This is a genomic window from Pseudomonas putida (genome assembly GCF_001941965.1).
Classification (GTDB): Bacteria; Pseudomonadota; Gammaproteobacteria; order Pseudomonadales; family Pseudomonadaceae; genus Aquipseudomonas; species Aquipseudomonas putida_L.
Window position 1 is genome coordinate 17,729 of the sequence record NZ_MKZO01000035.1, and the last position, 19,195, is coordinate 36,923.

Genomic DNA, 19,195 nt, shown 5'->3' on the forward strand with positions numbered 1-19,195 from the left:
GGGGCAAAAAGCCACCAAGGCCCAAGGAAGCATTGCCTTGTCGGGCAAACCTCCCCAACATGCTCGCAAACCACAGGCCAGAGCCCTTCCATGGCCCTTGCCGGCAGTCGGAACAGCGTCAGGAGTATGAAGTGAGCCGTCACCGTGAACAGGCCGTGCAGTTCGGCCCTTATCGGGTCTTTCCCGGCCAGCGCCTGATCGTAGAAAACGACCGCCCCCTGCGCCTCGGCCGGCGCGCCATGGACATTCTCCTGGCGCTGCTGGAACACCCCGGTGAAGTGCTGGGCAAAAGCGAGCTGATGGCCCGGGTCTGGCCGGATACCGTGGTCGAGGACATCAGCCTGCGGGTGCATATCGCCGCCCTGCGCAAGGCTCTTGGCGATGGCCAGGGCGGGCAGCGCTACATCGTCACCGTCGCCCAGCGCGGCTACAGCTTTGTCGCCCCCTTGCGCGCCCAGACCGAGGAGCCCCTGGCACCGACCCAGGTGCCGCACAACCTGCCCCTGCGGCGCACCCGCCTGATCGGTCGGCAGATCCTGGTCAATCAACTGCTCGGGCAACTGACCCGCCAGCGCCTGCTGACCCTCGCCGGCCCCGGCGGCATCGGCAAGACCACCGTGGCCCTGCGGGTCGCCGAGCAACTGATCGGCCAGTACCGCGACGGCATCCGTCTGCTCGACCTCAGCACGCTCACCAGCCCGTCCACCATCGTCAGCAACCTGGCCGGGGTGCTCGGCCTCGCCCTGCCCGACCAGGCGCCGCTGGAGGCGCTGTGCGAACACCTGCGCGAGCGGCATCTGCTGTTGCTGCTCGACAATGCCGAGCACCTGGTGGACTCGGTCGCCAGCCTCTGCGAGCACCTGCTGCGCTGCGCCCCGGAGTTGCAGATCCTGGTCACCAGCCGCGAGAGCCTGCGCGCCGAAGGCGAGGCGGTGCAGCGCCTGGAAACCCTCGAATGCCCGCCCGCCGATGCCCCCAACGATCCCGCCGTGGCCCTGAACTACGGCGCGGTGCAACTGTTCGTCGAGCGCGCCATCGCCAACCAGGAACCGTTCGAACTGAATGCCGGCAACGTAGCCACCGTGGTTGCCATCTGCCGCCAACTGGACGGCATCCCCCTGGCCCTGGAACTGGCCGCCGCGCAACTCGCCAGCCTCGGCCCTGACACCCTGCTCGCCGACCTGCGCCGCCACCTGCTGCCGGTGCCGGGCGACGAGCGCCGCCAGCACCTGCTCGGCGCCACCCTGGACTGGAGCTTCCAGTTGCTCGCCGACAGCGAACGCACCGTGCTGCGCCGGCTCAGCGTGTTCCGTGGCGGTTTCAGCCTGAACTCGGCGATGACCCTGGCGGCGGGCGAACGCCTGTCCCCGGACCAGGTGCGCGATGCGGTGAGCCAACTGGTCACCCAGTCGCTGCTCAATGTCGATGTCGGCGACGAAGACGTGTTCTACCGCATGCTCGACACCACTCGTAGCTACGCCCTGGACAAGCTGCAACAGGCCGGCGAGCTGCCCGAAGCGCTCAAGCGCCATGCCGAGCGCTGCCTGGCGATCATGCAGCAAGCCGAACGGGAGTGGTCGCGGACCAGTGCCGAACAGTGGCTGGAACGTTACTCGCGCTGCCTGGACGACCTGCGCGGCGCGCTGGAATGGGGTTTCGCCTATGCCGAGGCAGGATTACTGGGCGCACGCCTGACCGCCGCCTCCGCGCCCTTGTGGCAAGAGCTTTCGCTGCTCTCGGAACATGGCCGGCATATCCGCAAGGCCCTGCGCCGCCTGGAAGCCGACGCCCATCCCGGCGGCAGCCTGGCGATCAACCTGAAGCTCGCCATGGGCACCTTCAGCTACCACGATCACGGCGGCGTCCCCACCACCCTCGACGCTTTTGCCAGCGCCCGGCACATGGCCGAAGCCCACGGCGACCTGCCCGGCCAGCTACGGGCGATCTCCGGCAATATGGCGGTGCACCTGAGCCGCGGCGAATACCAGGAAGCCTTGCAACTGAGCCGCGACTTCGACCAGCGCGGCCTCAGTCAGGACCCGCAACTGGCCCTCAGCGCCCAGCGCCTGCGCGGTCTTGGCCTGCATTTCACAGGTGACCAGGCCGGCGCCCGGCGTGAATCGGACGACGCCCTGCAACGCATGGCCCACAGCGGCCGGCTCAACCGCTTTACCCATGGCTTCGGCGTGCAGTACGACCAGAGCGTCGCCGCCCTGACCCTGCAGGCACGGATCCTCTGGTTGCAAGGTTTGCCGGAGCAGGCCGCGTGCAGCGCCAACCAGGCCCTGGAACTGGCGGTGCAGATCAACCATGGCACCACCCTCTGCTACACCCTCGCCCTGAGCGGCTGCGTGATCCCTTGGTACAACGGCGACCGGGAGCTGGCGCGGGAGCGGGTGCGCCTGCTGCGCGAGCAGTCGCTGCGTCACTCGGTGGGCTTGTTCCGCGACTGGTCGGAGCACTACGCCCAGGCGTTCGAAACGGCGGCTGAACGGCCGCTGGACGCAGCCAACGGGTTGATCGGCGATCTGCTGGCGACCCTGGTCCCGGGCCGGGTGGACGTCACCCTGCTGCAACGGGCCCAGAGCGGCGCAGCGGGCTGGGCCAGTGCCGCCCTGCTCTGCTCCCGGGCGGCGGAGCTGCTGAACGGTGCCACCGGCGATGCCCGCCAGGAGGCCGAAAGCCTGCTGCTCAAAGCCCTGGGTGTGGCGCGCAAGCAGCAGGCCCTGGCCTGGGAACTGCGCAGCGCCACCGCCCTGGCGCAACTCTGGCTGGAACAGCAACGACCGCTACCGGCGCGGCAGTTGCTGGCACCGGTCTACGCACGTTTCAAGGAAGGTTTCGCCAGCATCGAGCTGCTGCGTGCCCGGCATCTGCTGGAGCAACTGCCGCTACGCCGGGACTGACTGGCGCACCTGCCCGAGGTACCAGCGGGTGCTGTTGAGCACCCGGTAGCGCGCCAGGCCATGTTCCACCGTGAGCAGGGACTTGGCCGCCAGTTGCTCCACCGCCCGGACCGTCACCAGCGGGCCGAGGCCGGCGGCGGCGGCATGGGCGACGGCCTGCTCCAGGCTGAAGCCCCGACCCAGGGTGACCAGGCACTGCAATACCTGCTGCTCGGCGTCGGACAGGCGCTGGAAACTCCAGTCCAGCGCCGCCTTCAACGACTGATGCCGGGCCTCGGCGGTACGCCGGCCGCGATTGAGCACCTGCAAGCCCTCGTTCAACTGCGCACGCAGGCCGACCAGGGCAAACACATCGATCTGCGCCGCCGCCAGTTCCAGGGCCAGGGGCAACCCGTCGAGGCGCCGGCAGATGTCCCAGACGGTCTTGAGGTCCTGCTGACGCAGCTGGAAATCCGGCTGGCGGGCCTGGGCGCAGGTGACGAACAGGCGTACCGCCGCATAGCTCATGAACTGCTCGACGCTGTGGGCGTCGCTGCCCGGTGGGACGGCCAGGGGCGAGACCGGCAGCAGGGTCTCGCCACGCACCCGCAGCGGCTCGCGGCCGATTACCAGCAGGCTCACGCCCGGGGCCAGTGCCAGCAGGGCGTCGACCAGGCGGCGGCTGGCTTTCGGCTGGGCCTCGCAATGGTCCAGCACCAGCAGCGCCTGGCGTTGCAGCAGATGGCCGGGCAGTCCGCCAAGGGGACAATCGCTGCGGGGTTGCAGGCCCTGGTCGCGCAGCAACCCGGCCATGGCTTCGTCCGCGCAGTGCGCCTGGGCAAAATCCAGCAGCCATACGCCATCGCGCCAGCGCTTGGCCTGCGCCTCGGCGGCGGCCAGGCCCAGGCTGCTCTTGCCCACGCCGACCGGTCCGGTGAGGGTCACCAGGCGCCGCTGGGCCAGCAGCAAGGCCAGGGCCGCCAGTTCCTCGTCGCGGCCGATGATCCGGCTCAGGCGTGTGGGCAGGTTGTTCGCCGGCAGCACGGGGGCCTGGCCTTCGCGCCGCACGGGGGCGACGAAGCAGTAGCCCTGGCCGGGCAGGTTGACGATAAAACCGTCGCCGAGGGCCCGACGCAGGGCGGCGATATGCACCCGCAGGTTGATTTCCTCAACCACGCTGCCGGGCCAGACCCGGGCCAGCAGGGTCTGCTTGTCGACCACCGCGCCGGCGTGTTCGAGCAGCACCAGGAGAATCTCCAGCGCCCGACCGCCCAGGCGCAGCGGCTGGCCGTCGGCGAGCAGCAGGCGTTGTCCGGTGTGGACGATAAAGCGGTCGAAGCGCAGTGCCTCGACCGGACTGCAAACCCTGGCCAGCGTACCCAACAGCGTCCACCTCCGCGGCAAAAGTCTTTGCCGACCATCTTGGCAGCGGAGGATGGTGGGACAACCGTGGCGGGGGGCGGGATACGGACAATCGGAGGGTGGGGACGGACATGGATGGAGGTTGTGGCTGATGGCCCTATCGCTGGCAAGCCAGCTCCCCACTGGTTCTGTGTACGCCGCGACCCCTGTGGGAGCTGGCTTGCCAGCGATGAGGCCATCAGCCCCAGCAACGAAACAAACGTGACAAAACGTCCACAACGCTCCGAAAAAACGTTTCAACAGCTTACAATCCCGCCCCATTCGTAATTAACAAGAAAGGTCCCGTCAGTACATGACGCTCGATCCCCCTACCATGCTGGTCCTCACTGTCGTCCTCGCCGCGACCGCCGCGCTGTACCTGGCGATCGAATGGGGCAGCGTGCGGGAAAACTCGCTGCTGTTCTGGAGCGCCGGCTTCGCCACCATCACCATCGGCTCGACCCTGGCGCTGATGCGCAGCAACGGCCTGCTGGTGCTGGGCATCTGGTTCGCCAACGGCCTGCTGGTGACCGCCCACTGGCTGTTCCTTCTGGGTGTCGCGCGTTTCACCGAAACCCGCCTGTTACGGGCCTGGTACCTGATCTTCGTGCTCTGGGGCGCGCTGCTCCTGCTGCCCGACGACCAGTGGTGGTCCAAGGTCATGACCTTCTTCAATGCCGGCCTGGTGGGCGTTCTGGCCCTGCGCGCCAGCGCCCTGCTGCGGCCTCACGGCAGGTCCCTCAGCGTCGGCGCCGTGCAGTTGCGCTATGTGATGCTCGGCCACGGCCTGTTCTACGTGCTCAAGGCCTGCCTGGCGATGGTCCCCGGGACCCTGCTCGACCTCGCCTCGTTCCGCGGCGAGATCATCCAGATCTCCCTGGTGGAAGGTGCGGTGGCGCTGATGCTGATCGCCCTGTCGATGACCGGCAGCGAACGCTACCGTCGGGAAAAGCGCATCGCCCGCCTCGCCGCCCGCGACCCGCTGACCACCCTGTACAACCGCCGCGCCCTGGAAGTGCGGGCGCCGCGCCTGCTGGACAATGTTTCGGTGCAGCATCCAGGTGCCCTGCTGCTGATCGATATCGACAACTTCAAGCTGGTCAACGACCTGTACGGGCATGCGGCCGGCGACCGCCTGCTGGTGAGCCTCGGCGAGATGATCCTCGCCGGGCTGCCGCAAGACGCCCTGGCGGCGCGGCTGGGCGGCGATGAATTCGTGATCCTGCTGGGCAATGCCTCCCCCGAACGCATCGTCGCCCTCGGCAGCGCCCTGCGCGACGGCTTCCGTCACCAGGCTTCGACCTTCGTCACGCCGGAGCCGGTGACCCTGAGCATCGGCGCCAACCTGTTCGAATACCCGCCGGCCAGCCTCGCGGCGCTGATCGAGCAGAGCGATGCGGCGCTGTATGAATCCAAGCGCGGCGGCCGGGACAGTATCCGCCTGGTGGATGCACGCTGATTGCTTTCGGGCACCATCGCTGCGATGGGGCCCGAAAGCACCCTCCCGAGTTAGAAACGGTATTTGGCCGTCACCATATAATTGCGCGGATCGCCGACGAAATTGCCGCCAACGGTGGTCATGATGCTGGAATAGTAATCGCGGTCGAAGATGTTGTTGGCGTTCAGGCTGACGGTCAGGTGCCGGTCGACATCGTAGCTGGCGAACAGGTCGGTCACCGCGTAACCACCCTGCTCGATGCCCGCGCTGGTGTAGATATCGCTCTGCACATGCAGGCCGCCACCGACCTTCCAGCGGTTCAAGTCACCCGGCAGGCGGTAGCTGGTGGCCAGCTTGAACAGGTTGAGCGGCAGGTTGGTACCGTAGCGCTCGCCGCTGGACTGGGTGCCGATCGGCGCATAGTCACTGGGCTTGCGGTGCTTGGCGTAGTTGTAGGTGTAGCCGGCCGACAGTTGCCAGTCCGGCAGCACTTCGCCGCTGACCTCGAACTCGACGCCCCGGCTGCGCACCTCGCCCGACGCCCCGTAGCAGTCCGGCATGGCGCCGCAGGTGGCGGCATCCAGTTGCACCGGGAGGTTCTCCAGGTCGATCTGGAACAGCGCGACACTGGCATTCAGGCGCCCGTCGAAGTACTCGCCCTTGAGCCCCACCTCGTAGTTGCTGCCCTCCTGCGGATCCAGCAGGCCGCCACCGGCCATGCTGTAGTTCTGCGGATTGAAGATCCGCGTCCAGCTGGCATAGGCGGTATAGGTGTCGTTCAGGTCGTAGGTGAAGCCCAGGTAGGGGGTGAATTCCCGGGTCGCCTTGTACTCGTCGTTGCCGGTCCAGGTGCCGGAATGGGTGGTCAGTTCGTAGGCGTACCAGTCCAGGCGCCCGCCTGCGGCCATCTTCAGGGCATCGGTGAGGCTGAAGCGCGCGGTGAGGTAGACGCTGGACTGGTCGATCTTGCCGTCCCGCGACCAGGCGTCACTGATGGCCGGCTTGGGCACGCCCTTGCCATTGAACGCCAGCGGGTCGAACTCGTAGACGAAGCCCAGGGGCCAGCCGCCAGGGCCGTCGTCGATATCCTGCTGGCGGTAGCTGCCGCCGACCACCAGCTCATGGCTGCGGCCGAACAGTTCGAACGGACCGCTGGCATAGCCGTCGAGGCTGGTCTGGGTGTTTTCGTAGTGGTACTTGCCGAAGCCGAAACCGAGGTCGCGGGAGGTCTCGTCCGGGCGATAGAGGTAGGAGCCGAACATGTCCATCTGGCTTTTCAGCGCGGTGGCGGCGAACTTCGCCGTCCAGTCGTTGGCGAAGCGGTGGGTGATGTCGGCGAAGACCGTGCTGCTTTCCTTGTCCCAATACGACCAGCTCGGGCTCATCCGGGTCGAGCGGGAAATATCGAGGAAGCTGCCATCGGCGTTGGTGCCGCGGCCGTTCCAGTCGGCGCCGGGGTTGTTGTCCTGGCTCCAGCTGTAGCCCACGGCGACCGTGGTGGCGTCGTCGAGGTCGGCTTCGAGCACGCCGTAGAACAGGCTGCGGCGGTTCTCGTAGTCGTCGATGTAGGAGTTGCGGTCCTGCAGCGACAGCACGGTGCGCCCGCGCAACGTGCCGCTGGCATTGAGCGGGCCGCTGAGGTCCAGTTCGCCGCGGTAGTTGTCCCAACTGCCGGCGCCGGCGGTGATGCTGCCCTGGAAGGTTTCGGTGGGGCGCTTGCGCACCAGGTTGATCGAGCCGCCCGGGGACCCCGCGCCCTCCATCAGGCCCGAGGCGCCACGCACCACTTCGACCCGGTCGTACATGGACAACAGGCCGGTGGACAGGCTGGCTTCGTCGTAGGCCACGGGAATCCCGTCGACCATCAGGTTGTTCAACTGGAAACCCCGGGAGTTGAAGCGCTCGCGCTCGCCGCCCCACTTGGTCAGGGTCAGGCCGGTGGTGTACTTCACCGCATCGCCGAGGGTGGTCATGGCCTGGTCCTCGATGCGCTGGCGGGTCACCACGCTCACCGACTGCGGGGTTTCCCGCGGGGTCAGGGCCAGCTTGGTGCCGCTGCTCATGGTCCCGGTGGTGTAGGAGCCGGTGCTTTCGCTGGTGGCGCCGAGGCCACTGGCGTTGATGCTGGTGGCGTCCAGTTGCAGCGCGCCGTCGTCGGCGGAAGCCGGGCTGGACACCAGGTAGCTGCCGTCCCCGGTTTTCTGGAGCTTCAGGCGGCTGCCGCGCAGCAGGCGTTGCAGGGCCTGCTCCACCGTGACGTCGCCACTCAGGGCCGGCGCCTGCTGGCCCTCGGCGCTGTCGGTGGCGAACAGGATGCGCGCCCCGGTCTGCCCGGCCAGGGCGTTCAGGGCCTGGTCCAGCGGCTGGGCCGGCAGGTTCACGGCATGCCGGGCCTCCTGAGCCTGCAGGCTGGTCGCCAGGGTGATGCTGACGGCCAGCAATGACAGGCGACGCAAACGGCGCGATGTGGTGTTGATGCTCATTGGACTCCCCGATAGTGCAGTCGAAATACGCGTTCTGAATCGACGCTCACAGGGAGTGGCGAATGGGCCCGGGAAAATGTTGAGGTCCGGGATGAAAAATATTCTCTTTTCCGTCAACGACTGCGGATCGACACCTGGCCATCGGCGGCACGCTCCACATTGATCGGCAGGATCGACGGCAGCAGGTCGAGCAGCGGCTCCACCGCAGCGCTGTCGAATTCACCGGAAAGCCGCTGGCCGGCAGCCCGGCTGTCGAGCAGGTGGATCGGCGCCTGGCGATAGCGTTGCAAGTCGACGATCACCTCGCGCAACGGCGTGCCGTCGAAGCGCAGCTTGCCCTGTTGCCAGGCGGTGACCCGGGTCGGGTCCACCGGGATGACCGGGCCGATCTGCGCGTCCCTGGCCTGCACCTGCTGGCCACCGAGCAGGCGCCGGGGCGCGACGGCGGCGCTGGAGACTTCCACCTCGCCCTCCACCACCGCCACGGCGACGCCGCGGCTGTCGCTGCGCACGTTGAACACGGTGCCGATATCGCGCACGGCAACGCCCTGGCTGCGCACGATGAACGGTTGCGGGCCGTGGGCCACGGTGAAGGTCGCTTCGCCCTCGAGCAGCTCGAACTGGCGGCTGCGCAGGCGGTGTTCGATGCGCAGGTGGCTGTTGCTGTCGAGGACCAACTGGCTGCCGTCGGCCAGGGTCAGGCGCTCGCGCTGGCCGATGGCGACGCGCACCTCGTCGCTGTAGTACGACGGGTCGAAAGCCCAAGCCGCAGCGGCCAGCAGCAACACCGACAGTCCACCACCCAGGGCATGCTTGCGCTGGCGTTGGCGCGCGCTCTGGGCCTTGGCCTCGGCCAGCAGGGCATCGCGGGACGGCACACGCTCGCGCACGGCCTGCTCGAACGGGGTCAGGGCGTCGGCGGGTTTCTCGGTGTTCTTCATGGGGTCGCCAGGGCCCGGCGCGCCGGTTCCCACTGGCGGGCGATGGTGTGCATGGCGCGGGAAAAATGCTGGGTGACCATGTTCAGGGAAATGCCCAGCTCGGTGGCGATTTCCTTCTGTGGCATGCCGTGGATGCGATGCAGCAGGAACACCTGGCGGGCCCGGGCCGGCAGGCTGTCGATGATGGCCAGCAAGGCATGCAGTTGTTGCTCGAAGTCGAGGCTGGCGGCGCCGTCGAGGTCGTGCACATGCCAGTCGGGGACGTCGGCGGTGTAGTCGATCAAGGCCGCACGGCTGTTATCGGCGCGGCGGCGGTCGATGGCCTTGTTGAAGGACACCTTGCGCAGGAAAGCGAACGGCAGCTTCACCGGCTGTTGCGGGGGTTTCTCCAGCAACTGCACGCAAACGTCATGCACCACCTCGCGGGCGAACTGGCTGCCCTGGAAGCGCCGGCGGATATAGGCGACCAGATCGTCGTAATGCAGCGCCAGGGCCCCGATCAGTTCGGGGTTGGAGGTGGAATCGGGCATGATGGCAAGGGTGTGCGAATGGGAGTGGTTCGCATTATATGCATTAGGGAAGCGTTGCCAAGGCATGTTGTTCTGGTGACTCTCAGGGCCTCATCGCTGGCAAGCCACCCACAGGGTCCGAGTCGCTGCAAAAACCCTGTGGGAGCTGGCTTGCCAGCGATGAGGCCCTGAACATCCACATCAAACCAACCCGCTCTCCGAGCACACCAGCATCACCGCCAGCACCAGCATCGCCCCGCCCGACACCCGGCCGACCCAGCGCGTAGCCGCCGGCCGCGAACGCAACGCGACCCCGGCGCCCAGCCCGACCAGCGAATACACCACCGCGCAACTGGCCGTGTAGATCAAACCCAGCACCACGATCTGCCAGGCGACGCTCAGGCTCGCCTGGGCAGTGGTCCACGGCGGGACGAAGGCGACGAAGAACAGGAAGCCCTTCGGATTCAAGCCGCTGACCAGCGCACCACGGACGAACTGCCCGAGCCGGCTGACCCGCAGTGCCTCAGCCCCCGCCTCCACCACCGGCGGATTGCGCAACAAGCCCATGCCCAGCCAGCCCAGATACGCCGCGCCCACCAGGCTCAGGCCCGTGAGAAAAGTGGTATTGCCCGCCACCAACACCTCGAAGCCGCCGGCCACCACCAGCGTCAAGGCGATATACCCGGCGAGCAACCCGGCCACCGCCGCCATCACCCCCTTGCCGCGCAGGCCTTCGGCGATCGCATAGGCCCAGTCCGGCCCCGGGATCACCACGAAGACCATGGCAAAGGCCCAGAAGCCCCACAGCGTCGCCGCACTCATTCCGGTGAACTCAGCCATGCAATGCGAGCCCCTTCAACGCCTTGTCCACGGCCTTCTTCGGTCCGCGCAGGGCCAGGCCCACCAGGTTCAGGTTGGACGGATCCTCGGCAAGGAACACCTCACGATTGGCTACGTCATGGCCGGTGGCGAACATCGCCTGGACATAGGGCGACAGGGTCAGGCCGCGCTCCAGGCCGATGCGGTGAGCCTTCTGCAACCCGGCCAGATCGCCTTCGAAGATCATCATCGGCTGGCCGAACAGGTTACCGTAGGTGTTGCCGGCGGCGTCCACATAGGGCTCGCCCATGACCTCGGGCGCGGCAGCGGCGATACCGGTGGAAAGGAAGGCCACCACATTCAGGCGCTGCCAGGTGGCAAGGTCGTCGCGCACGACGATGGCTACTTTGCTGTCGAACATCGGGAAACTCCAGATCAGAACCGAGGCGTCATGATCGGAGCCGGGGGCGGATCAGTCTGTAAGGTTTGTGCACTGTCGGCGGTAGGCCGCCGGGGTCATGCGGAACGCACGACGGAACCACACGCCGAGGTGGCTCTGGTCGGAGAAGCCGGTTTCCGCCGCCACGTCCACCGGCTTCATGCCCCGCGCCAGCAAGGCCCGCGCCGCGCGCAGACGCAGGCGTACCAGGTAGGCATGGGGCGATTGGCCATAGGCTTTCTTGAACTGCCGGGTCAGGCGGAAACGGTCGACGCCCGAGTAGGTCGCCAGCTCTTCGAGGCTGACGTCGTGGGCCATCTGTGCATGCAGGAAGTCCCGCGCCCGTTGCAGCTCCTCCGGCGAATCGCGGCGCAATGAAGCCGGCTTGAGGTACAGATGCCGCGACAGCACGGCGAGCAACTGGTCCATGCCCTGGTCCCGGGCCAGCCGGCCCTCGTTGTTGTGCAGGGCGAGAAAGGCCTGCTGGATCGCCCCGGTCAGGTGCACGTCGTCGGTCAGGGTGCTGTGGAAGGCCGCCTGCAGGCTGGAGGCATCACCCATGCCGAGGCGCTCGGTCATGCCGCTGACGAAGGACTGCGGCAGGTAGAGCATGGCGTAGGTGAACCCCTCGGCTTCCGGGGCATGGCCATCGTGCACCGCGCCCGGCTCGATCAGGATCGCCCGGCCAGGCGTACTGACATGCAGCGAGCGGTTGCAACTGAACTGCTGCACGCCCTGCTGGGTCACGCCCACCAGCATCTCGTCGTGGTCATGGGGATCGTAGGCGTGGCCCTCGAAATGCGCATGAACGCTTTCGATGCCGGTTTCCGCGTCACGACGCATGTGAATCCAGTCGTTGTCGCGGGTGTCGTGTGATTCAACGCTCATAAGGGCCGTCGGGGGTTGAATGGCGGGCTGCGGAGCCGGAGGATGAACACCTGACTCGTGCCGTGCAAGGAGACCGGAAAAATGCCAGCGGGAAATACAATCTATCTGGATGACCTGGCGGTTGGCGATGTTTTTGTCAGCGAGGAACATGCGCTGGACGCCGAACAGATCATCCGTTTCGCTACAGAGTTCGACCCACAACCTTTCCATATCGACGCAGATGCCGCCAGGAGCACCTTCTTCGAAGGGCTCGCCGCGAGTGGCTGGCACACGGCGGCGATCACCATGAAACTGCTGGTGCAAAGCCTGCCGTTGTCACGCGGGGTGATCGGCGCTGGCGGGGAAATCAGCTGGCCAAGGGCGACCCGGCCGGGGGATGTGCTCAAGGTCACCAGCACGGTGCTGGAGCTGTTGCCGTCGCGGTCGAAGCCGGACCGGGGGTTTGTGGTGGTGGAGTCGTTGACCCGTAACCAGGCTGGAGAGGTTTGTCAGAAGCTGGTTTCGAAGGTGTTGTGTTTCCGCAAGGACAGTTGAGACATCACTGACGCTATCGCTGGCAAGCCAGCTCCCACAGGGTCCGCGGCGCACAAGAACCTGTGGGAGCTGGCTTGCCAGCGATGAGGCCTTCAGCCGCACACCAGCTTCGCGGCCATCCGCCGCCGCTCCAGCAACCGGTCGAACCCCAGGTTGTACAGGTAGGTATACGGCAGCAGGAACACCAGCAAGCCCACCTCCATCAGGAACGCCTCCACCAGCCCGATCGACAGCCACCAGGCGGCCGCCGGTACCACGGCGAGGATCAGCCCGCCTTCGAAGCCCAGCGCATGGGCAATCCGCACCAGCGGCGTGCGCTGGAAGCCCAGGCGCCCCTGCAGCCGGTCAAAGAGGACGTTGTAGAGCATGTTCCACAGCGTCGCGGTGACCGAGATGGCCAGGGTCAGCAGCCCGGCGCTCATCAGCGGCTTGTCCATCACCAGGGCGATGGTCGGCGCGCACAGCAGCAGCGCGAAGCATTCGAAGCCCAGCGCATGGACGATGCGGGTGAGCAGGGTCTTTTCGGTGGTCATGTAATGACTCCTGGAAACGTTTGAACCCGGCCAGCTTATGACCTACATTTCCGTACCTCAACAGCCAATATCCCAAGCAGTGGTTGCAAATATGAAACGCCTTGAATGGGACAACCTGCATGTCCTGCTGGCCGTGGTCCGCACCGGCAACCTGAAACGCGCGGCCCAGCGCCTGCGCCTGAGCACCGCCACCCTGTCGCGGCGCCTCGATGCGCTGGAGGAACAACTCGGCGGGCAACTGCTGGAACGCAGCTCCACCGGCTGCCTGCCCACCGCCTTTGGTCAGCGCATTGCCGGCTTCGCCGAGCAGATGGAGGGCGCGGCCAACGAGATCCTGCGCGAGGCGGACTCGCCGGAAAGCGTGGAAGGCACGGTACGGGTCAATGCCGACGAGTGGCTGTCGTTCCTGGTGATCGCCCTGCTTGCACCGATCCGCCCGCGTCATCCGCTGCTGGACATGGAAGTGCTGACCACGCCGCATCCGGTCAACCTGGCCCGGCGTGAAGCGGATCTCTCACTGCGCTATGCCGAACCGGAAACCAAGGACTTGATTGCCGAGCCCCTCGGCGAGATCGAATTCGCCCTGTACGGCGCCAGCCAGTACCTCGAACGCCATCGTCCGGCGGTGACGGCGCGGGACTGGGCCAACCTCGACTTCGTCGGCCTGGAGGAATCGCGCCTGGACCAGGACCTGGAAACCTGGTGGCAAGGCCTTGATGGCGCGCCGCCGCCCTGGCTGCGCTGCAACCAGACCCTGGGCATCTACGACGGGGTGATCGCCGGGGCCGGGCTGGGCATCGTGGAGAAGCGCACGGCAAAGCTGACGCCGACCCTGGAGCTGGTGATGGAGATGCCCGGGCTGACCCGGGAGGTGTGGTTGTGTACCCATCGTTCGTTGCGCGAGAGTGCGCGGATCAAGGCGGTGAGGGATTTTCTGGTGGAGGCGTGGCCGCATTAGAATTTCATCGCTCTTGAGGGCCTCATCGCTGGCAAGCCAGCTCCCACAGGTTTCGCGGTGCACGCGATACCTGTGGGAGCTGGCTTGCCAGCGATGGGCCCTCTGGAGCCTTGTTATTGCGGCCCCTTTTCGCCAACAATACAGCGAATAATTCTCAATAACCTTTTCCGCCATGTCCGACACCTCCGCCCTGCACCACCTCTACCAGCAACACAACGGCTGGCTGAACACCTGGCTGCGCACGCGCCTGGGCAACTCCAGCGACGCGGCGGACCTGGCCCAGGACACCTTCGTCCGCGTGCTCAGCGCGCGCAATGTCGAGGCGATCCGCGAGCCGCGCACCTACCTCAGTTCTATCGCCCGCGCCCTGATGATCGACCGTTTCCGCCGCCGCGCCGTCGAGCAGGCCTACCTCGACACCCTGGCCCTGCGCCCGGAAGCCACGGACATCTCCCCGGAAACCCGGCTGCTGATCATCGAGACCCTGACCGCCGTCGACGCCATGCTCGACGAACTCGGCGAGCGCACCCGCAGCATCTTCCTCGCCGTGCAGCTCGAAGGCCTGAGCTACGTCGCCGTGGGCGAGCGCCTCGGGGTGTCGGTGACCACGGTGAAGAAGCACATGGTCCGCGCCATCACCCATTGTCTGCTGCTGGCCCAGGGCTGAACCGATGCTTGATCGCGAAGTGCTGGAAGCCGCCGCCACCTGGTACGTCAACCTCAGTGCCGCGCCGGCCTGCGAGCAGGAACGCAAGGCCTGGCGCAACTGGCTGGCCGAAGACGCAAGACACGCCGAGGCCTGGACCCAGGTGGAGCAACTGCAACAGCGCCTGGCCCTGCTCTCCCCGGAACTGGCCCTGCCGACCCTGGCGGATGTGCGGGCCAAACGGCGTGCCGTGAACAAGGTCCTCGGCCTGCTGCTGATGGCCGGCGCCACGGGAGCCAGCCTGCAGACGCTGGAGCCGCTGTCGTCGCGCTTGGCCCGGTACCGCACCGCCAAGGGCGAGCGCCGCGAGCTGCAACTGGCCGATGGCAGCCAGTTGATCCTCAACACCGACAGCGCCGTGGATGTGCACTACGGCAGTTCGTTGCGGGAGATCCAACTGCACCGCGGCGAACTGCTGTTGCAAACCGCGAAGGACCCGGCCAACCGGCCGCTGCTGGTACACACCCCGGAAGGCAGCGTGCGCGCCCTCGGTACCCGTTTCAGCGTGTACAGCCACCACGGGCGCAGCGAGGTGAAGGTGTTCGAGCACGCGGTGGAACTGCGCCCGGCCAGCACACCGGCAACGCTGCAACGGGTCGAAGCTGGACAGCAATCGGGCTTCGATCCTCGGCACCTGCTGCCTGTCACCCCATTGGCCGACGCCAGCGACGCCTGGACCCACGGCATGCTGATGGCCGTGGACTGGCCGCTGCAACGCCTGCTCGGCGAACTGGGCCGCTACCGCCGGGGCTACCTGACCTGTGCCGACAGCGTGGCCGGGCTCAAGGTCACCGGCGCCTTCCGCCTCGACGACACCGACACCGTGCTGGAAAACCTCGCCACCGCCCTGCCCGTCCGGGTGCGCTACCTGACCCGCTACTGGGTGCGCCTCGATGCCGCGTGAAAAAACTTTCTTCACTGGGGTTGCCGATTTTCATTCTCATCCGGCCATGCACTGAAGCGGCGACAACTGCCGCATATGTGCCACGCCAACCGAAGGAAATCCGCATGTCCCGTTTTGCCAAGCAAGCCGCGAGCCCCCTGGCCCGCGCCGTCCATCTGGCCCTGCTGGGGGCGCTGGCCAGCCCCGTGCTGGTGCTGCCCGGCGTGGCCATGGCGCAGACCCAGGTGGCGCGCTTCGATATCGCCCCCAGCCCGCTCGGCGTGGCCCTGAGCCAGTTCGCCGCCCGCGCCGGGGTGACCTTCTCCTTCCCCAGTGAACAGACCCAGGGCCTGACCTCCCCCGGCCTGCAAGGCGAGTACTCGGTGGACGAAGGGCTGGCCCGCCTGCTCGAAGGCAGCGGCCTGCAGGCCCGGCGTGAAACCAATGGCAGCTACGTCCTGATGCCCCGCGCCGCGGCCGGCGACGGCGCCCTGGAGCTCACCGCCCTGAGTATCTCCGGCAAGGCGCCGGGCTCCACCACCGAAGGCTCCGGCTCCTACACCACCGAGTCGTCCAGCAGCTCGACGCGCCTGAACCTGTCGCTCAAGGAAACCCCACAGTCGATCACCGTGCTGACCCGCCAGCGCCTCGAGGACCAGAAGCTCGACAACCTCACCGACGCCCTCGACGCCACTACCGGCATTACCGTGGTCCGCGAAAGCCTCGGTGCCGACAGCACCGCCTACCTGTCCCGCGGCTTCGCCATCAGCAACTTCGAGATCGACGGCGTGCCGACCTCGTCGCGCATGGACAACTACACCCAGAACACCGCCATGTATGACCGCGTCGAAGTGGTGCGCGGCGCCACCGGCCTGGTCAGCGGCCTGGGCAATCCATCGGCGACCATCAACCTGATCCGCAAGCGGCCCACGGTCGAGCCGCAGGTATTGATCAGCGCCGAAGCCGGCAGTTGGGATCGCTATGGCCTGAGCCTCGACGTCGGCGGCGCGCTCAATGACGCGGGCAACGTGCGCGGGCGCTTCGTCGCCGAGCAGAAGGACCAGCACGCCTGGATCGACCGCTTCAGCCAGGAGCTGAGCACCCTCTACGGCATCGGCGAGGTGGACCTGAACGAGGACACCCTGGTCACCGCCGGTTTCAGCTACCAGGTCACCCACAGCAACGCGCCGATGCGCACCGGCTTCCCGCTGTTCACCACTGACGGTGCGCGTACCGACTTCAAGCGTTCGTTCAACACCTCGCCGGACTGGTCCTACTACGATCGCCAGCAAAGCACCGTGTTTGCCTCTCTGGAACACCACTTCGCCAATGGCTGGAGCGGCAAGCTGGAGTACAGCCACGCGCGCAACGACTACGACACGGTGGTCGCCTACATGGATGGCGAAATCGACATGGCCGACGGCAGCGGCGCCTACATCATGCCGACCCGCTGGCAGGCCGCGCCGACCCAGGACAATATCGACGCCTACCTCACCGGCGGCTTCGAACTGTTCGGCCGCGAGCACGAGCTGATCGGCGGCGTCACCCTGTCGCGCATCGAGGAGCGCGGTACCGCCAACTACGGCGGCTGGCAGCGGGCAAGTTCGGGCTACGCCGGGAGCATCGACACTATCTTCACCTGGGACGGCCACACGCCGAAGCCAGTGTTCAACAAGCTCGGCGAAAGCGACCTGACCGAAACCCAGTACGCCGCCTACCTCACTTCGCGCTGGCACCTGACCGACGCCGCCAGCCTGATCCTCGGCGCGCGGGTGGTGGACTGGAACCGCGACAGCAAGAGCTGGCTGTACAGCAGCGGCGCGGTGACCAAGGCCGAACGCACCGAGACCGGTATCGTCATCCCCTATGCCGGGCTGGTCTACGACCTCGACGACACCTGGACGGCGTACGCCAGTTACACGCAGATCTTCAACCCGCAGAACGCCAATATCCGCGACGTCAACGGCACGCCGCTGGATCCGCAGGAAGGTACGGGCTACGAGGTGGGGATCAAGGCCGGCTTTCTTGAAGACCGTCTGAATGCGAGCCTGGCGCTGTTCCGTGTGGAGCAGGACAACCTGGCGGTGGCCGATGGCGGCCGGCTGCAACCCAATGGCTTCCAGGCCTACAAGGCGGAAAGCGGGACCACCAGCGAAGGCGTGGAACTGGAGGTCAACGGCGAGATTCTCGAGGGCTGGCAGGTCACCGGGGGCTACTCGTACAACGTCAGCGTCAACTCGGAGGACGAGCGCATCGTCACCGAGATCCCGCGCAACAGCGTCAAGCTGTTCACCACCTATCGGCTGCCCGGGGAACTGGACAAGCTGACCCTGGGCGGCGGAGTCAACTGGCAGAGCGAGACGGGGTATGCCCTGAGCTATGCCACCACCCAGAGCAGCTACGCGATCGCCAACCTGATGGCGCGCTACCAGATCAGCCCGTCGCTGTCGGCGACGGTGAACGTCAACAACCTGTTCGACAAGGAATACCTGACGACCACGGCGGCGGGGTTGTATGGGGCGCCGCGCAACTTCATGACGACCTTGCGCTACGCCTACTGATCCGGAATTTTCGGTGGGGCTGATGGCCTCATCGCTGGCAAGCCAGCTCCCACAGGTATGGCATGCGCCGCGAACCTTGTGGGAGCTGGCTTGCCAGCGATGAGGCCAACTGAGATCTTCAGCCAGCCTCCGCCATGGCCGCCGCCACCTTCTCCAGCGACCCTTCCACCCCACCCGGCATCAGCTTCAGGTCAGTCACCTTGCCCTTCACTTCCACCTGCATCTTCAACAGCCGGCCCTGCTCGTCGGCGAGGATTCGCCAAATGGTGTCCCCACGCGAGAAACGCACCTGGCGTGCATCCGCCTCGATCCCCTCGCCCTCCTCGTCCGGGTACAGCAATACCGCTTCGTCACGCTGGTCCAGCGCTACATAGGCCGGACGCCCGTCGTTCGGGCTCTTGAACAGGATGATGCGCTTGCCCGACGGCGCCAGGCGGAACGCCAGCAGCACCTCGGGCGGGTCCTGCGCATTCCAGTAGCGGTGCACACTGTTGACCCGCTTGCCGCCCCGGTTTTCCTCCAGGGTTTCGACGATCAGCCCGGACGGGTCGTTCTGCCCCACCGACGCGCGCACCTTGAACACCGGCTCACCCTTCTCCAGGACGAAGGTGCTGGACTCGTGCCAGCAGCAGCCATCCTTGGTGAAGGTGTTGATCTCCCGGGCCTTCTCGTCCACCGAGAACAGCCCGCAGTACTCCTGGGCCAGGCGGGTGAAGGATTCACTGTGACGAAAGCCGTCGGCAGTGCCGAGGAAGACCTGGTACGACGGGCCGTGGTAGCAGCTGAACTGGCCGTCCATCAGGGCCAGGTCCTTGATCCCGTCGAGGTTGAAATCCTGGTACACCAGCACGCTCTGCTCGCCGTAGGGCAGCTCGTGGATATTGACCCGGACTTCCTCCGAGCCGGTCTGCTGGTCCAGCACCAGCTCCTCCGAACGCACCTGCAACAGCGCCTGGCCGCCCTGCTTGTCATAGACGCTGATGATGCCGGGACGGAAGACATCGTCCTGGTCGGCGATCTCCAGGGTCGCGCGATAACGCTCGGAGAAGTTTTCCAACTGGTAGGTGGACCGGGACAAGCCCTCGAAGTGCGCGGCATCCAGTTCGCCACGGCTGTCGGTGGCGCTGGCGAGCAGCGGGACAAGCGCGGCCAGGCCGCAGGAAAGCAGGCGAACCAGGGTTCGCGGGAGAGATGGGACCCGCACGGGGTGACTCCTG

The 19,195-nt window shown here is 66.6% G+C and carries 16 protein-coding genes; 7 read left to right on the forward strand and 9 right to left on the reverse strand.

Annotated elements, in window-relative coordinates; all coding sequences use genetic code 11:
- Nucleotides 1–131 precede the first annotated feature (131 nt).
- Entirely contained in the window at nt 132–2,906 is a 2,775-nt protein-coding gene (locus tag PSEMO_RS19430; RefSeq protein ID WP_075804598.1) for an ATP-binding protein, read from the forward strand.
- Here PSEMO_RS19430 and PSEMO_RS19435 read toward each other — a convergent pair.
- Complete coding sequence (locus PSEMO_RS19435) at nt 2,892–4,268, reverse strand: ATP-binding protein (protein ID WP_256721163.1); 1,377 nt, start codon at nt 4,266–4,268, stop codon at nt 2,892–2,894. The two genes, PSEMO_RS19430 and PSEMO_RS19435, sit on opposite strands and share 15 nt — an antisense overlap.
- Before the next feature lie 331 nt (nt 4,269–4,599).
- Here PSEMO_RS19435 and PSEMO_RS19440 point away from each other — a divergent pair, with 331 nt between their 5' ends.
- Nucleotides 4,600–5,745: a GGDEF domain-containing protein gene (locus PSEMO_RS19440; protein ID WP_075804599.1), complete on the forward strand. Its 1,146-nt coding sequence runs from the start codon at nt 4,600–4,602 to the stop codon at nt 5,743–5,745.
- 50 nt (nt 5,746–5,795) lie between these two features.
- Here the strand turns inward: PSEMO_RS19440 and PSEMO_RS19445 are convergent, their stop codons facing one another.
- The 6 genes from PSEMO_RS19445 to PSEMO_RS19470 all read right to left on the reverse strand — a co-directional run bounded on the left by PSEMO_RS19445 (nt 5,796) and on the right by PSEMO_RS19470 (nt 11,803).
- Nucleotides 5,796–8,207: a TonB-dependent siderophore receptor gene (locus tag PSEMO_RS19445; RefSeq protein ID WP_075804600.1), complete on the reverse strand. Its 2,412-nt coding sequence runs from the start codon at nt 8,205–8,207 to the stop codon at nt 5,796–5,798.
- A gap of 113 nt (nt 8,208–8,320) precedes the next feature.
- Entirely contained in the window at nt 8,321–9,148 is an 828-nt protein-coding gene (locus PSEMO_RS19450) for a FecR family protein (RefSeq protein WP_075804601.1), read from the reverse strand.
- Nucleotides 9,145–9,678, reverse strand: a complete 534-nt coding sequence (locus PSEMO_RS19455; protein ID WP_075804602.1) for an RNA polymerase sigma factor — start codon at nt 9,676–9,678, stop codon at nt 9,145–9,147. Before PSEMO_RS19455 ends, PSEMO_RS19450 begins: the two co-directional genes overlap by 4 nt.
- 180 nt (nt 9,679–9,858) lie before the next feature.
- Entirely contained in the window at nt 9,859–10,497 is a 639-nt protein-coding gene (locus tag PSEMO_RS19460; protein ID WP_218641247.1) for a LysE family translocator, read from the reverse strand.
- Nucleotides 10,490–10,897 carry a DUF2000 family protein gene (locus tag PSEMO_RS19465; protein WP_075804603.1) on the reverse strand — a complete coding sequence of 136 codons (408 nt, stop codon included), beginning with the start codon at nt 10,895–10,897 and terminating at the stop codon, nt 10,490–10,492. The genes PSEMO_RS19460 and PSEMO_RS19465 overlap by 8 nt, the downstream gene beginning before the upstream one ends.
- A 51-nt stretch (nt 10,898–10,948) precedes the next feature.
- Nucleotides 10,949–11,803 carry an AraC family transcriptional regulator gene (locus PSEMO_RS19470; protein ID WP_075804604.1) on the reverse strand — a complete coding sequence of 285 codons (855 nt, stop codon included), beginning with the start codon at nt 11,801–11,803 and terminating at the stop codon, nt 10,949–10,951.
- A gap of 81 nt (nt 11,804–11,884) precedes the next feature.
- On the opposite strand from PSEMO_RS19470, the gene PSEMO_RS19475 reads away from it, so the two are divergent.
- On the forward strand, nt 11,885–12,337 hold the full coding sequence (locus PSEMO_RS19475) for a MaoC family dehydratase (protein ID WP_075804605.1): 453 nt from the start codon (nt 11,885–11,887) through the stop codon (nt 12,335–12,337).
- Between the two features lie 92 nt (nt 12,338–12,429).
- Here PSEMO_RS19475 and PSEMO_RS19480 read toward each other — a convergent pair whose 3' ends face one another.
- Nucleotides 12,430–12,870, reverse strand: coding sequence for a multidrug/biocide efflux PACE transporter (locus PSEMO_RS19480; RefSeq protein WP_075804606.1), 441 nt, complete (start codon nt 12,868–12,870; stop codon nt 12,430–12,432).
- A gap of 91 nt (nt 12,871–12,961) precedes the next feature.
- Here PSEMO_RS19480 and PSEMO_RS19485 point away from each other — a divergent pair, with 91 nt between their 5' ends.
- The 4 genes from PSEMO_RS19485 (at nt 12,962) to PSEMO_RS19500 (ending at nt 17,978) form a co-directional block, all read left to right on the forward strand.
- Nucleotides 12,962–13,828 (forward strand): LysR family transcriptional regulator, encoded by an 867-nt coding sequence (locus PSEMO_RS19485; protein WP_075804607.1) that lies wholly within the window; start codon nt 12,962–12,964, stop codon nt 13,826–13,828.
- Nucleotides 13,829–14,000: 172 nt separating this feature from the next.
- Nucleotides 14,001–14,495 carry a sigma-70 family RNA polymerase sigma factor gene (locus PSEMO_RS19490; RefSeq protein ID WP_075804608.1) on the forward strand — a complete coding sequence of 165 codons (495 nt, stop codon included), beginning with the start codon at nt 14,001–14,003 and terminating at the stop codon, nt 14,493–14,495.
- A gap of 4 nt (nt 14,496–14,499) precedes the next feature.
- On the forward strand, nt 14,500–15,438 hold the full coding sequence (locus tag PSEMO_RS19495) for a FecR domain-containing protein (protein ID WP_075804609.1): 939 nt from the start codon (nt 14,500–14,502) through the stop codon (nt 15,436–15,438).
- A gap of 104 nt (nt 15,439–15,542) precedes the next feature.
- A complete protein-coding gene (locus tag PSEMO_RS19500; protein ID WP_075804610.1) occupies nt 15,543–17,978 on the forward strand; it encodes a TonB-dependent siderophore receptor in 2,436 nt (811 codons plus the stop codon).
- A gap of 118 nt (nt 17,979–18,096) precedes the next feature.
- Here the strand turns inward: PSEMO_RS19500 and PSEMO_RS19505 are convergent, their stop codons facing one another.
- The gene (locus PSEMO_RS19505) at nt 18,097–19,182 is read right to left on the reverse strand and encodes an XAC2610-related protein (RefSeq protein WP_256721164.1); all 1,086 of its coding nucleotides are present in this window, start codon (nt 19,180–19,182) and stop codon (nt 18,097–18,099) included.
- Between the last annotated feature and the right edge of the window lie 13 nt (nt 19,183–19,195).

Bases quoted from the DNA above. Each gene is read 5' to 3' on its own strand.
- PSEMO_RS19440 (WP_075804599.1), top strand. From the start codon at position 4,600: ATGACGCTCGATCCCCCTACCATGCTGGTCCTCACTGTCGTCCTCGCC.
- PSEMO_RS19445 (WP_075804600.1), bottom strand. From the start codon at position 8,207: ATGAGCATCAACACCACATCGCGCCGTTTGCGTCGCCTGTCATTGCTG.
- PSEMO_RS19450 (WP_075804601.1), bottom strand. From the start codon at position 9,148: ATGAAGAACACCGAGAAACCCGCCGACGCCCTGACCCCGTTCGAGCAG.
- PSEMO_RS19455 (WP_075804602.1), bottom strand. From the start codon at position 9,678: ATGCCCGATTCCACCTCCAACCCCGAACTGATCGGGGCCCTGGCGCTG.
- PSEMO_RS19460 (WP_218641247.1), bottom strand. From the start codon at position 10,497: ATGGCTGAGTTCACCGGAATGAGTGCGGCGACGCTGTGGGGCTTCTGG.
- PSEMO_RS19465 (WP_075804603.1), bottom strand. From the start codon at position 10,897: ATGTTCGACAGCAAAGTAGCCATCGTCGTGCGCGACGACCTTGCCACC.
- PSEMO_RS19470 (WP_075804604.1), bottom strand. From the start codon at position 11,803: ATGAGCGTTGAATCACACGACACCCGCGACAACGACTGGATTCACATG.
- PSEMO_RS19475 (WP_075804605.1), top strand. From the start codon at position 11,885: ATGCCAGCGGGAAATACAATCTATCTGGATGACCTGGCGGTTGGCGAT.
- PSEMO_RS19480 (WP_075804606.1), bottom strand. From the start codon at position 12,870: ATGACCACCGAAAAGACCCTGCTCACCCGCATCGTCCATGCGCTGGGC.
- PSEMO_RS19485 (WP_075804607.1), top strand. From the start codon at position 12,962: ATGAAACGCCTTGAATGGGACAACCTGCATGTCCTGCTGGCCGTGGTC.
- PSEMO_RS19490 (WP_075804608.1), top strand. From the start codon at position 14,001: ATGTCCGACACCTCCGCCCTGCACCACCTCTACCAGCAACACAACGGC.
- PSEMO_RS19495 (WP_075804609.1), top strand. From the start codon at position 14,500: ATGCTTGATCGCGAAGTGCTGGAAGCCGCCGCCACCTGGTACGTCAAC.
- PSEMO_RS19500 (WP_075804610.1), top strand. From the start codon at position 15,543: ATGTCCCGTTTTGCCAAGCAAGCCGCGAGCCCCCTGGCCCGCGCCGTC.